The organism is Microbulbifer sp. MCCC 1A16149 (assembly GCF_050368945.1).
Lineage (GTDB): Bacteria > Pseudomonadota > Gammaproteobacteria > Pseudomonadales > Cellvibrionaceae > Microbulbifer.
The window spans coordinates 2,972,833-2,985,871 of sequence record NZ_CP185959.1; the positions used below are offsets into that span (position 1 = coordinate 2,972,833).

The 13,039-nt window shown below is 58.3% G+C and carries 11 protein-coding genes; 5 read left to right on the plus strand and 6 right to left on the minus strand.

Annotated features, from left to right (window positions below; all coding sequences use genetic code 11):
- Positions 1-34 precede the first annotated feature (34 nt).
- Positions 35-232 (plus strand): hypothetical protein, encoded by a 198-nt coding sequence (locus ACONT6_RS12520; RefSeq protein WP_181252491.1) that lies wholly within the window; start codon positions 35-37, stop codon positions 230-232.
- A gap of 79 nt (positions 233-311) precedes the next feature.
- Here ACONT6_RS12520 and ACONT6_RS12525 read toward each other — a convergent pair whose 3' ends face one another.
- The 3 genes from ACONT6_RS12525 to ACONT6_RS12535 are packed head-to-tail and all read right to left on the minus strand — an operon-like array spanning position 312 to position 2,160.
- Complete coding sequence (locus ACONT6_RS12525; RefSeq protein ID WP_181252490.1) at positions 312-497, minus strand: hypothetical protein; 186 nt, start codon at positions 495-497, stop codon at positions 312-314.
- Positions 498-536: 39 nt separating this feature from the next.
- Entirely contained in the window at positions 537-1,094 is a 558-nt protein-coding gene (locus ACONT6_RS12530; RefSeq protein ID WP_428818830.1) for a cytochrome b, read from the minus strand.
- Positions 1,087-2,160 (minus strand): catalase family peroxidase, encoded by a 1,074-nt coding sequence (locus ACONT6_RS12535; protein ID WP_428818831.1) that lies wholly within the window; start codon positions 2,158-2,160, stop codon positions 1,087-1,089. Before ACONT6_RS12535 ends, ACONT6_RS12530 begins: the two co-directional genes overlap by 8 nt.
- Positions 2,161-2,251: 91 nt before the next feature.
- Between ACONT6_RS12535 and ACONT6_RS12540 the strand changes: the two genes are divergently transcribed.
- Positions 2,252-2,797 carry a MarR family winged helix-turn-helix transcriptional regulator gene (locus ACONT6_RS12540; protein WP_428818832.1) on the plus strand — a complete coding sequence of 182 codons (546 nt, stop codon included), beginning with the start codon at positions 2,252-2,254 and terminating at the stop codon, positions 2,795-2,797.
- Between the two features lie 10 nt (positions 2,798-2,807).
- Here ACONT6_RS12540 and ACONT6_RS12545 read toward each other — a convergent pair whose 3' ends face one another.
- Both ACONT6_RS12545 and dcd read right to left on the minus strand, forming a co-directional pair.
- Positions 2,808-4,013 carry an NAD(P)/FAD-dependent oxidoreductase gene (locus ACONT6_RS12545; protein ID WP_428818833.1) on the minus strand — a complete coding sequence of 402 codons (1,206 nt, stop codon included), beginning with the start codon at positions 4,011-4,013 and terminating at the stop codon, positions 2,808-2,810.
- A 26-nt stretch (positions 4,014-4,039) separates the two neighbouring features.
- Positions 4,040-4,609 carry a dCTP deaminase gene (dcd, locus tag ACONT6_RS12550; RefSeq protein ID WP_181252451.1) on the minus strand — a complete coding sequence of 190 codons (570 nt, stop codon included), beginning with the start codon at positions 4,607-4,609 and terminating at the stop codon, positions 4,040-4,042.
- 198 nt (positions 4,610-4,807) lie between these two features.
- On the opposite strand from dcd, the gene imuA reads away from it, so the two are divergent.
- The 3 genes from imuA to ACONT6_RS12565 are packed head-to-tail and all read left to right on the plus strand — an operon-like array spanning position 4,808 to position 10,228.
- Positions 4,808-5,515, plus strand: coding sequence for a translesion DNA synthesis-associated protein ImuA (imuA, locus tag ACONT6_RS12555; RefSeq protein ID WP_428818834.1), 708 nt, complete (start codon positions 4,808-4,810; stop codon positions 5,513-5,515).
- 45 nt (positions 5,516-5,560) lie between these two features.
- On the plus strand, positions 5,561-7,081 hold the full coding sequence (locus ACONT6_RS12560; RefSeq protein WP_428818835.1) for a Y-family DNA polymerase: 1,521 nt from the start codon (positions 5,561-5,563) through the stop codon (positions 7,079-7,081).
- Positions 7,082-7,129: 48 nt separating this feature from the next.
- Positions 7,130-10,228 (plus strand): error-prone DNA polymerase, encoded by a 3,099-nt coding sequence (locus ACONT6_RS12565; protein WP_428818836.1) that lies wholly within the window; start codon positions 7,130-7,132, stop codon positions 10,226-10,228.
- 58 nt (positions 10,229-10,286) lie between these two features.
- Here the strand turns inward: ACONT6_RS12565 and ACONT6_RS12570 are convergent, their stop codons facing one another.
- Positions 10,287-12,890, minus strand: coding sequence for a TonB-dependent receptor plug domain-containing protein (locus ACONT6_RS12570; protein ID WP_428818837.1), 2,604 nt, complete (start codon positions 12,888-12,890; stop codon positions 10,287-10,289).
- Positions 12,891-13,039 lie beyond the last annotated feature (149 nt).

Consider the following 13,039-nt stretch of genomic DNA (forward strand, 5'->3'; position numbering starts at 1 on the left):
CACAGAATCCACCCGAGCTGAAAGGAGCAACCTTATGGATATTTTGAAAAAATTGAGCGTCATCGGATTTGCCGCGCTACTGGTAACGGGTATCACTGCCTGTGAAAAGGAGTCCGGCGCGGAGGAAGTAGGCGAAACCATCGATGAGACGGTGACCGACATGGGCAATGCCGTGGAAGACGCCTGTGAAGATGTGAAAGAAAAAGCCGGCGCAGAGGACCAGGACTGCTAACCAGCAAGTGGGCGGAGCTGGCTCGGACTCGTTTTACTCGAGCCCGGGCCAGCTGGCCTGATATGAGAATTCGATAAGATTACAGCAATTCCGTTTTTACTTTGCCGCACCGCTGGCAGCGGGATTCGGTAACCAGCTTCCCTCTTTTCACATCAAATTTCCGCTCGGTCACTACTTTCCACTTGTGGAATCCATCGCGACACAGGCTACTGCCTTTGTGTTTTTCCCACGCGGTTTTTCGCTTGAATGGCAGTACGTCCCCCATAAGGGTCTCCAGTCTGTTTGCTCGGCGGTTAGGCTAACGTCAATGCTGATCCCTGCGGTAAGACAACATCGTTTGCAGCACGCCATCCTTTCTGACCCAACCATGATAAAGCGCCCCGGCAATATGCAACAGCACCAGTCCCATCAACCCGAGTGCCATCAGTCCGTGCACTTCCCGCAGCAAGCCGTAGGTATCGAGGCTAGTCGGTAAAACCGGTGGCATGGCAAATTGCCCGAAAAATGTAAGAGGTCTACCGGCGGCATTCTGCATCAGATAACCGCTGACAGGTAGCACAATCATTGCCACATACAGCAGCAGATGGCTGCCCCTTGCAATGAGGCGTTGTAAACCTGACAGGCCAGCCGGGAGGGACGGCGCGGCACTCATCAGTCGCACCGCAATCCTGAAAACTACCGCGACAAAGGCAATGATCCCGAACGACTTGTGCATCGAGAGAAGGGTCGGCTGCCAGGGTTCAAGGCTGCGTACCATCAGCAAGCCGGCAAACAGCATGGAAAATACTAATGCAGCCATTCCCCAGTGCAGGATTCGTGCGCTCAGGCTGTATCGGATGACGCTGCTTCCAGAGTTATTCATCAGCGCTCTCCTCGCCATTGAACTTCAGTGTTTCTATTTTCCAGTGCTCGAAGGCGCGACGGCGATACGACTCCGCATAGGCTGCAGAACGTGCCCGCAGGATGCGATCATCTGTGGCAGCCATCCCTGGAGGCAGTACCAGGGGGTCAAAGTTGATCGCATTACAGCTGCCATTCACCTGTGGTGAAGCATCCGTAATGACCACTTTGCCGGCAACCAGCTGCTGCCGCGCAGCGGGCCAGGGCTGTGTGGGGTCGCTCTCATCGTCCTCTTCTTCCGCCAGGGTAAACACCAGGTCAAAGGTTACCGGACCGGATGCAAGACGGCGGAAAAACTCATCGTGTAGTACGTTGCTCCCCTCCCCGGTAGTCACGCCATGGTCTTCCTCCTCGGTTTTACCCGGCCGCGCTTCCCAGCGCACTGCACGCCGCTGTCCCGCACTATCCTTCAGGTAAAACGCATTGATACTGTGATAGGTTTCGGTTGCCAGACTGTCGCTTGCGCGGTACTCAGATGCCCAGCGGGTAAACGCCCTGCTTTCCGGATGCGCGGCAAAGAACTGCTGTATTTTTTTCGGGTCCCGCTTTCCGGTTTCCTGGTCTGGCGCCAGTGCGCTCAGTTGCTGGTAAAAGTCCTCGGGATTACGCACCGCCATCACGGGCGGCGTATTCATGGCGGTGCGCCAGACATTCTGTGGATCAACGGCGATACTCAGCGCCAGGCTGCGCACCGGCGCTTTCAGATCTGGGGCAGTCGGGTCATTACCGGCAATGGAGAAACGGCCAGTAAACGGCGTTGTGCGTTTGGAAAACACAAGCGCCGTGGTGTATGGCTCCAATGCTCCGTCGGAAACAAACTCTCCCGCAATACAGAATCCTTTGGCATGGGCGCGGCGAAACCCCTCGTGGACCTTGTTGCCCTGCTGCAAATCGACAAATTGCTGCGTGGTGACACGCCCGCTGCCAAACCCGCCCGCCGCGTACACAAAGGCCCCGGCCAGCCCGCCGACCACCGCGACCAGCGGCAAATAGCGCCTGGCAAAGTAGACCAGATTACCCATCTTCATTGCATCGACCTCATTGCCCTAACCTCTTTACCGCGGCTCTTTATCTAGAAACTAGTTATCTCGAAACTAGTTATCTCGAAACTATCTTCAATTGAAGATAATTCATTGGTATCTTGAACTCAAGATTTCACACCTGTACGCAGATATGGACAACCTGGATCACATTCAAGCTCTCTGGGCCAAGCAGATGCCCGAACTGGACACTCACTCAATGGCGCTGATCGGCCGGCTGCAGCTGGTGTACAAGCATATGACCCAGACGATGTCGCAGACCTTCCGCCGTTACGGCCTGACCGACGCAGGGTTCGATGTACTGGCCACACTGCTGCGCAGCGGACCGCCACATACACTGACCCCGACACAGTTACTCGAGCAAATGCTGGTGACCTCCGGATCCATGACCAGCCGCCTGAACTCTCTGGAGAAGCAAGGCCTCATCCGGCGTGAGGTGAGTGAGGATGATAGAAGGGGGCGGCAGGTCGCCCTGACAAAAAAAGGGCGCACGGTTATCGAGAAGGTGATGGCACACCACGTGGCCACTCAGGATAACTTGTTAAGCGTATTGAACGAACGGGAGAAAACGCAGTTGATCAGACTACTGCGCGGTTACCTGGCCCGCACTACGTCCGACCACTGAGGCTGCCGGGTTACACTTCGGCACCGGCAGCGTGTGCCGAAGCCCAGGCCCACTGAAAATTGAAACCACCAAGCCACCCGGTGACATCCAGTACTTCACCAATAAAGTACAGCCCTGGCTGCTTGTGGCTGCCCATACTGCGGGAAGATACCTCATTGGTATCCACGCCTCCCAGGGTCACCTCGGCGGTGCGGTAGCCTTCGGTTCCCTCGGGCACCAGGCGCCATGTCTGTAGCTTCTCACCGAGTGAGGCGATCTCACTCTCGCTGTACTGCTTGAATGGCTTGCTCTGGATAGCACTCTGCTGCAGGAAAAACTGCACCAGTTTTTTACTCCAGAGCTCTGCCAGTACCGTGTGCAGATAGCTTTCCGGTTTTTTACCGCGCTGCTCTCCCAGCCATTGGGCCAGATCCAGTCCCGGGGCCAGGTCGAACTCTACCGCTTTCCCCTCGCGCCAGTGGCTGGAAATCTGCAATACCGCAGGACCACTCAGTCCCTTGTGGGTAAACAGCATCTGTTCGTGAAAATGTCCCTCATCGCAACTGACATTCACGGCCAGAGAGGTCCCCGGCAACTCCTGCTGTCGCGCCAGTGCGCGCTTGTTCAGGGTAAATGGAACCAGCGCTGCGCGGGTGGGAATGATGTTGTGACCAAACTGACGGGCAACCTCATAGCCAAACCCGGTCGCCCCCATGGTGGGAATCGACAGGCCGCCGGTCGCGACAACCAGGGATTCGCATACCACCTTGCCGAGGGAAGTGTGCACCTCAAAGCCTTTTGACTCGCCCTCCCCCAGCGGCTCGATGCGCTGAATTTCGCAGCGAGTGCGGATCTGCGCTTTCGCCTCCCGGCACTCGGCCAGTAACAGGTCAACGATATCCCGCGACTTGTTGTCACAGAACAACTGGCCGAGGGTTTTCTCGTGGTAGGGAATGCCGTGCTTTTCCACCAGCGCAATGAAGTCCCACTGGGTGTAGCGGGCCAGGGCGGATTTACAGAAGTGCGGGTTTTCGCCGTAGAAGTTGTCCGGCGCCGTGTACAGGTTGGTGAAGTTGCAGCGACCGCCACCGGACATCAGGATTTTCTTGCCGACCTTGTTGGCGTGATCCAGCACCAACACACTGCGGCCGCGCTTGCCCGCCACCGCCGCACACATCAGGCCGGCGGCACCGGCGCCGATGATCAGCACATCGGTCTGGGCGGGAAAATCAGTCATGGCAAAAAAATTTCAGAATAGAACGATCAGGTCTTGGGCAGTGTCACGCCGCGCTGGCCCTGGTATTTGCCGCCGCGATCCTTGTAGGACACGTCGCAGATCTCATCGGATTCGAAGAACAGCATCTGCGCCACACCTTCATTAGCGTAGATCTTGGCTGGCAGGTTGGTGGTATTGGAGAATTCCAGGGTCACGTGGCCTTCCCATTCCGGCTCCAGCGGAGTCACGTTGACGATGATGCCACAGCGGGCATAGGTGGACTTGCCCAGACAGATGGTCAGCACAGAGCGCGGGATGCGGAAGTACTCAACGGTACGCGCCAGGGCAAAAGAGTTTGGCGGGATTACGCAGTAATCGCCCTGCACGTCCACAAAACTGTCTTCGTCAAACGCCTTGGGATCCACGGTTGCGGAATGCACATTGGTGAAGATCTTGAATTCGTTGGCACAGCGCACGTCGTAACCGTAGCTGGAAGTACCGTAGGAGATCAGGCGATCACCGGAGGTACCGTGACGGACCTGGCCCGGCTCGAAGGGCTCGATCATGCCCTCGTTCTCTGCCATACGGCGAATCCACTTATCGGATTTGATGCTCACCCTGCCCCCTCGATTGCTGTAAATGACTGGTCATAAAAAAGAGGCCGAATCATAGCCGGTTTGCCCTGTTCAAAAAAGTGCCAGTAACACTGCTGTCCCTCTTGCTGCCCCCAAACAACTACTGTATAAATTGCCAGTAGATACTGTATAGATAACCAGTCAAACACAGCCAGACAGCCCGAGTGGAGCAAGCCAATCGTGAACAGCGCCGAAAACTTCATGCAAAACAAGCAGTTAAGTGACCAGGCCGACAATCAGCCCCTGCGACAGCTGCTGACACGCCCGGATATATGGCAGCTGGCCAATCGCCAGCGACAGCCCCGCACGGGTATTGCCAGTGGCTACCGCGGCCTGGATGCCCTGCTCGCCAACCACGGCTGGCCCCGTGCCGCCACCACCGAGCTGCTGGTGGATAAAGCCGGTATCGGTGAAATGTCGCTGATACTCCCCACTCTCGCACAACTGACCCAGCAGGGGCGGATGGTGATATTGATCAACCCGCCGCATGTCCCCTACGCACCGGCACTGGTGCAGGCGGGTATCCAGCTGGAGAAACTGCTGATCCTCCACCCCAGAGGTCAGCGCGATCAATTGTGGGCAGCGGAACAGTCGCTGCAATCTGGTGCCTGCGGTGCCCTAGTGAACTGGCAGGGCAAGGAATCCCCGGCAGACAAGGACCTGCGCCGCCTGCAGGTTGCCGCCCGCGATGGCGACTGCCTGCACTTCCACTTCCGCCCCGGCTCCAGTGCCGACACCCCCTCACCCGCCACTCTCAGGCTGAAACTGCAGAGCGACGGGGAGCAGCTGGCGCTGCACCTGCTGAAACAGCTCAACGGTAAATCCGGCCAGCGGCTGCACCTGGCCCGCAGCCCGGATCTGGTCCGCCGCGACCAGCCGCTGCACTGATTCAGGCACCCATCGGGTTCCTGTAACGGAGAGGAGGTTTTCCCCATGCTCTGGCTCTGCATCCAGTTCCCACAGCTCCCCCTGGAAGCGCTGACCCGCGCCCACCGGGCCGGAGACCAGACCCCGGTTGCCGTTTCCCAGGGCAACCTGATCCAGGCCGCCAATGCCGCCGCCCGCGCCCACAATGTCTGCGCGGGCCTCACCATTCCCACCGCCTGCGCCTACTGCCCGCCCCTGGAGTTACTGGAGCGCGACCGGGAGCGGGAATCCCAGCTGTTGCAGCAGCTGGCCCAGTGGGGCTACAGCTTTACCCCGGTGGTCTCTCCTCGCGGCGGTGTTTCCGACAAAAGCGGGCAGGCACCGGCAACACCGGGGGACGATACCGCCTGCCTGTTTCTGGAGTTGAGTGGCAGCCTCCGGGCCAGCGGAGGCCTGGCGCCCCTGTTACAACAATTGCGCAAGGAACTGCACAAGATGCGGATCCAGCATGTCATGGGGCTGGGCCACAGCCCCAGTGCCGCGCACCTGCTCAGCCAGCTACCGGAACACCGCCAGTGGCTGGCAGAAACCAAAACCCCGGCCACGCCACAGCAGTGGCGTCAGTGGATAAGTTTTGCCCCCAGCAAACTGCTCGATTGCAGCCACACGGCCATCGCCAAGCTCTATGCCAGTGGTATCAAGCGGGTGAGTCAGCTGCTCGCCATCCCGCTGTCGGAGGTGGGCAATCGTTTCGGCCGCGGCTTTATCGATTACCTCGCCCGACTCAATGGCACCCGTCCGGACCCGGTACCCAGCTACCAGCCACCGCCGGAATTTCACAGCGAACTCTTTTTTTCCAGCCCACTGGATAACAGCGAGCAACTGCTGTTCCCCGCCGGACGCCTGGTGCGGGAACTCTGCCGGCAGCTCCAGCGCCGCCAGCTCTACAGCCAGCAACTGCGCTGGGTCCTCGATTACGGCAGCCGGGGCAGCCAGGAGGTCAACGTGGAAATCTCACGCCCACAGCTCGATCCACAGCGGCTGATCGCCCTCACCAAGCTGCAGCTGGAGCGCGTGGAGCTGCGGGAGCCGGTTCAGGCCCTGGCACTCAAATGCCAGCAGCTGCGCGCACTGGAGGCCCAGAGCCTGCGCGAAGACTTCTTCGACGAAGGCAGTAACCCACACGACAGCTATCAACTGATCGACAAGCTCAAGGCCCGGCTCGGGCACCAGGCGCTGTCCGGGGTGACCCTGCAGGAAAGTTACCTGCCGGAGCAGGCCTGGAGCAGCGCGGACAGCCTCAGCCTGCAGAGCAGACCCCGAGGCCATCAGCTGAACCCGATCAATGCACCCCGCCCCAGCTGGCTGCTGCCCCGGCCAGACAGGGTGCAACAGCGCAATCACAAACTGTTTTACGACGGCGAGCTGCAATTGCTACAGGGTCCCGAACGCATCGACGGCTACTGGTGGCAACACCATCGTCACGCCCGCGACTACTACATCGCCCGCAGCGATCAGGGCAGCCTGTACTGGGTCTATCAGGACCTGACTTCGGAAGACTGGTTTCTACACGGCGTGTATTCCTGATCCCCCCGATAAATACCGTACCAATACCCCACAGCCACAACACTTTGCATGCAGTACGCAGAACTTTTCTGCCAGAGTAATTTCTCGTTTCTCCAGGGCGCTTCCCACCCGCAGGAACTGGTCAGCACCGCCGATCAACTCGGCTACAGTGCCATCGCCATCACCGACGAGTGCTCCATGGCCGGCGTGGTGCGCGCCTATGCAGAGCTGGAAAAACTCAGGGCCACGGGCAGCCGCCTGCAGCTGATCTGCGGCAGTTTGTTCCGCCTGCCGCAGGATCGACAGGAGCTGGTTTTACTCGCCCCCGACAAAACCGCCTACAGTGAAATCTGCCAGCTGATTTCCACCTCGCGCCTGCGCGCCGAAAAAGGCCAGTACCAGACCTTCCTTCAGGATATTATCCGCTTCTGCAGGCACGCTCTCTGCCTGTGGCTTCCGGGAGATGCCACGCTGGAAATACCCGCCGTGCTGAAACAGCACTTCGGCAAGCGCCTGTACATCGCCCTCAACCACCAGCTGTTACCCGGGGAAAACCGGCAACTACAGCGCTTGCTCGCATTTGCCGAGTCCCAGCAATTACCCATCGTGGCCACCAATGCGGTGCTGATGCACAACCGCAGCCGCAAACCGCTTCAGGATGTGCTCAATGCCAACTTCCATAACTGCACGCTGGAACAGCTCGGCTATCGCCTGCAACAGAATGCGGAGCGCTATCTGCGCACCCTGCCAGAGATTGCCGCACTCTATCCCCAGGATGCCATACAAAACACGCTGAAGATCAGTAGTGAATGCACTTTCAGTCTCAGGGAACTGCAATACCAGTATCCCTCCGAGGTCCTCGCCGCGGGCAAGGGGGCCAGTGAATATTTACGCGAGCTGGTGGAAACCGGCAGTGCAAAACGCTGGCCCCAAGGACCACAGGCACATATCCGCCAGCAGATCGAAACCGAACTGGCGTTGATTGCCGAACTCAAATACGAGCACTACTTCCTCACGATTTACGACATCGTGCAGCACGCTCGCGACCAGCATATCCTCTATCAGGGACGCGGCTCGGCGGCCAACTCCGTGGTGTGTTATTGCCTGTTTATTACCGAGATCGACCCGCACAAAATCGGCCTGCTGTTCGAGCGGTTTATCTCCCGCGAACGCAACGAGCCGCCGGATATCGACGTCGACTTTGAACACGAGCGGCGCGAAGAAATCATTCAATACATTTATCGGAAGTACGGCCGGGAGCGGGCCGGGCTGGCGGCCACAAAAATCACCTACCGGTTCAAAAGTGCCCTGCGGGATATCGGCAAGGCGCTGGGCCTGGGGGCGGCAACCATCGAACGCCTACAGGCCGGGCGCGCCTGGTGGGATACCCTGGAGGATTTCCCACAGCAGATGCAAAGGGCCGGTATTCCTGCGGATGGCACCGCGGGCAGAATGCTCCCCACCCTGCTTGAGCAGATCTACGGCTTCCCACGGCACCTGTCACAGCATGTGGGCGGCTTCGTGATTACCGAACAGCCCCTGAGCCAACTGGTGCCCATCGAGAATGCGGCGATGGATGAGCGCACCATCGTGCAGTGGGACAAGGAAGATATTGAAGACCTGAAACTGATGAAGGTCGACATTCTCGCCCTCGGCATGCTCACCGCGCTGCGTAAATCCCTGACCTACATGGCCCTGTACGGACAGCGGATACAATTGCGCGACATCCCCACCGAGGACCCGCACGTCTATCGAATGATGTGCAAGGCAGACACTGTCGGTGTCTTCCAGATCGAGTCCCGGGCGCAGATGAGCATGCTGCCGCGACTGCAGCCGAGTACCTTTTACGAACTGGTGATCGAAATCGCCATCGTCCGCCCCGGTCCGATCCAGGGTGGCATGGTGCATCCCTACCTGCGCAGGAAACAGAAACAGGAACCGGTGCGCTACCCCCATGAAAACCTGCGTCCGGTACTGGAGCGGACACTGGGCGTGCCCATATTCCAGGAACAGGTGATCAAACTCTCCATGGTGGCGGCAGGATTCAGCGGCGGCCAGGCCGACGCCCTGCGCCGCGCCATGGCCAGCTGGGGAAAAAATGGCAACCTGCTGCAGTTTAAGGAAAAGCTGGTTAACGGCATGCTGCAAAACGGTTACCCGCGCAACCTGGCAGAGCAACTGTTCGAACAGATGAAGGGTTTCGGCTCCTACGGCTTTCCGGAGTCCCACTCTGCCAGCTTTGCCCTGCTCGCGTATTTTTCTGCCTGGATCAAGTACCACCATCCGGCCGCTTTTTACTGCGGCCTGCTGAACAGCCAGCCCATGGGGTTTTATGCACCGGCGCAGCTGGTGTACGACGCCCAGCGCCATAACGTGAAAATACTACCGCTGGATGTGAACCACAGCGGCTGGCACCACAGTCTGGTTATATCGGAGAAAAAAGATGGCAACGGGCAATCCGATGCAGCAGCCAGTCCCGCCATCCGCCTGGGAATGCGCCTGATAAAAGGACTCGCCGAGGAATCCGTAGACGCGATAGAAACGGAAAGGGTACAGGGCAACTTTCAATCCCTGGAGGAGTTCGCCCGGCGAGTCGACATTCCCTCCCAGCAGAGTGCGATCCTGGCCCACGCCAATTGTTTTTACAGCATTGCGGAGAACCGTTTTCAAAGCACTTGGCAGGCATTGAACCGTCAGCTGGAACAAGCCACACCGGTACAGCATCAACCAGAAACCAGCCAGGAAGACAATATTTACAGCGACTACCAAAGTACCGGCCTGACCCTGCGGGAGCACCCGATCATGCTGCTGCGCAAGCAGCGTCGCTTTTCCAATCTTACCCGCGCCTGCGATCTTGAAGGACTGAGCGATGGCGACCGAATCAAGGTGCTCGGCCTGGTTACCTGTCGCCAGCGTCCAGGCAGTGCCGCCGGTGTATTGTTTTTGACACTGGAGGATGAAACCGGGGTGATCAATGTGGTGCTGTGGAAACAGACTCAGGAGCGCTATCGTGCAGAGATTCTGCGCGGGAAAATTCTATTGATCGAGGGCAACCTGCAAATCAGCCGGGACGCGCAGCAACAGAAATATGCGGTCATCCACCTGATTGGGAAAAAACTCGACAGCCTCACCAACAAGGAAATTCAGCATGTGCGAAGTTTCCACTGAGGTAAGCGGGCAATAAAAAAGGCCCCACAGAGGGGGCCTTTGTTGCAAACAGCGCGAATCAGAATTCGGCGCTGGCTCTCAGGTACCAGAAGCCACCATTGAAACCAAACGGTGACGTCAGAGACTGGCGCACGCCGAGGAACTGCAGCGTCGGGTCTACTTCATCATCCGGGCGAACATCGAAAATATTCTCACCACCGAGGGAAAGTTTGTAGTTCTCCTTGAGAGTGATCGTGGTTTCGATATCAACCAGAATTTCACCGCCATAAGACGACGCATCGGAAGCATCACCCGGGCCGAACAGGCCGAAGGTGCTTTCCCAGCCGCTGTAGCGGTTGAACCGCAGGTAACCGTTGAACAGGTCACCGGAGTCGTAGTCGAACGTCAGGGTGGTGCGATCGCTGGGCACCTGGTTTTCCAGATCGAACACACGCGACGCGTTGATGGTATTGGGCGCAACTTTGGTCACGTCCTGCTTGTTGTGATTGTGGCGCAGGTCAACCACCAGCAAGCCACCGGCGAGGTCGAAGTCACTGGTCACTGCCAGGTCGATGCCCGACACATCGGAATCAAACGCGTTGACGAAATAGTTGGCGTTGCTGTCCTCCAGCAATGCGGCATTGGCCACACCGGCATTTTCCAGCAACGTCACCTGCGCAGCACCAATCGTGTTGTTGCGCAGCGCCAGGCGGTCCTCGATTTCGATATTGTAGTAATCGATGGTCACGCTGGTGTTATCCAGCGGGCTCCACACTGCACCCAGGGTGAAGCTGGTGGACTCTTCCGGAGTCAACTCTTTGGCGCCCAGCGCCATGGCGACCGGGTGATTTACCGGATAAGTTCCGTTGGGAATCAGGTTGCCATCGGAGTCGGAAGTGGTGGTTACGTTGAGAGTATTCACCTGCCCCGGGGTCGGTGCGCGGAAGCCGGTGTTGGCGGTACCGCGCAGGGCAAAGTTTTCGGTAAAGTCGTAGCGCGCAGAAAGCTTCCAGTCGAAAGTGGAGCCAAACTCTTCAAAGTTTTCAAAGCGCAATGCCGCACCCAGCAACAGCTTGTCGGTAACGTCTGCCTCCAGATCCACATAGGCCGCCGTACTTACACTGCTGTACTCTCCGGCCGCTTCCGTCGGGAAGCCCTGGAAGCCATCGGAGCCGACACCGAATACCGCAGCAGTTGGCCCCACAGCGATAGAAGCCTCATCACCGGCACCAATTTTGTAGGTTTCGTCCCGCCATTCCATACCGAACGCCAGGTTCAGCGGCGTAGCGAAAGCTGCAACGTCGATTGGTTTAACAAAATCCGCATTGACGCTGGTTTCGGACTGGGTGAGCGTGCCCGGATTGAACGTCAGCGGAGAATTGATCCCCAGGCTCGGGTTGATGGAATTTTGCAGTACGTAGGAAACTTCATTCTCGGCACTGCGCGCACGCAGATCCCAGCTGATGCCATTGGACCACTCACCGCGGGCACCGACCACCGCTGAGAAATCGGTGATATCAGCACCAAACGCCGGGTTGTAGCCGCCCGGGAACTGGGTGTAGATGGGGTTGCGCAACACGAAGCCGCTGTCGCTGCCGCTATCTGCAACCAGGTAATCGGCGGGGTTCAGACCCTGGGCGATAATATCGTCCACAAGCGACTGGGGCGCGTCGTCCGGAATAAAGTCTCCGTTCGCATCCTTCTGCAGGGTTTCACGGGCAGTGAACATCTCAGAGGGATCCAGTACCGGACCGCGATAGAAGAAGTCGGAAATGGTTTCGTTCTTGGAATAGCCCAGGTTGCCGTACAGCTCGGTGGTGTCGTTCAGTTCATAACCGGTGTTCACGAATAGCTTGAGTGCCTCCACTTCCGGGTCGCCCCAGCGCTGGCCAAGACCATCCAGCGGCACCTTGTCTGCACCTACCACGTCTCCGACCGCCAACGCATCCGGACGCGCACCACCGCGCCAGGTTTTGTCCGCGGTGGAATGTTCTATAGTGGCATTCAGGAAGCCCTGTTCACCCAGTGCAAAACCGCCATTGGCAGCCAGTGACGTGCGGGCGCCGTCGCCATCGAAATACTCACCGGTCTGCGCAGACAGGGCGAAGCCTTCCGCATCATCTTTCAAAATCACGTTGACCACACCGGCAATGGCGTCGGAGCCGTACTGGGCCGAGGCACCATCGCGCAGCACCTCAACCCGCTCGATCGCCATGGATGGCAGCGCGGCAAAATCCACTGCCTGGGCGCCCTGATTGGTGGTACCCAGCGGCGCCAGCTGCAGGTTTACCAGCGCAGAGCGATGGCGACGGGTACCGTTGACCAGCACCAGGGTCTGGTCCGGGGACAGGTTGCGCAGGGTCACGGGGCGGATAAACGCGGTGCCGTCGGCGATGGGGAAACGTTGGGTATTGAACGAGGGCGCCACCTTGGCCAGGGACTCGGTGAGATCAAAACTGCCCTGATCGGAAAACTTGTCGCCACCGAGTACGTCAACCGGTGACAGGGTCTCGGTAGGCGCTACCCCCTCTTTGCGGGTACCGGTGGTGATGACCTCTTCCATCACGCCGTGATCCGTCGCAGGCGCTGGATCGGCTTCCTGTTGGGAAAACGCCAATGAGGCCGGCAATGCGGTTGCCGCCGCAACCGCCAGGGTCAATGCCTTGATTCTGAATTCTCGCATAGTTATCCGTCCTATTATTTTTCTGAAATCGGGACCGATAGATCGCTTTTAGTCGTGTCACGAAAACTAACGTGACCCAATTTTCATTATTGTTTTCATATTCGAAGCTGCACCAGAGTAGGGCAAATTTTGAGATGCATCAATAAATG

What these genes read in the sequence shown, in the direction of transcription:
- ACONT6_RS12520 (WP_181252491.1), top strand. Translation starts at nt 35, where the DNA reads ATGGATATTTTGAAAAAATTGAGCGTCATCGGATTTGCCGCGCTACTG.
- ACONT6_RS12525 (WP_181252490.1), bottom strand. Translation starts at nt 497, where the DNA reads ATGGGGGACGTACTGCCATTCAAGCGAAAAACCGCGTGGGAAAAACAC.
- ACONT6_RS12530 (WP_428818830.1), bottom strand. Translation starts at nt 1,094, where the DNA reads ATGAATAACTCTGGAAGCAGCGTCATCCGATACAGCCTGAGCGCACGA.
- ACONT6_RS12535 (WP_428818831.1), bottom strand. Translation starts at nt 2,160, where the DNA reads ATGAAGATGGGTAATCTGGTCTACTTTGCCAGGCGCTATTTGCCGCTG.
- ACONT6_RS12545 (WP_428818833.1), bottom strand. Translation starts at nt 4,013, where the DNA reads ATGACTGATTTTCCCGCCCAGACCGATGTGCTGATCATCGGCGCCGGT.
- ACONT6_RS12560 (WP_428818835.1), top strand. Translation starts at nt 5,561, where the DNA reads ATGCTCTGGCTCTGCATCCAGTTCCCACAGCTCCCCCTGGAAGCGCTG.
- ACONT6_RS12565 (WP_428818836.1), top strand. Translation starts at nt 7,130, where the DNA reads ATGCAGTACGCAGAACTTTTCTGCCAGAGTAATTTCTCGTTTCTCCAG.
- ACONT6_RS12570 (WP_428818837.1), bottom strand. Translation starts at nt 12,890, where the DNA reads ATGCGAGAATTCAGAATCAAGGCATTGACCCTGGCGGTTGCGGCGGCA.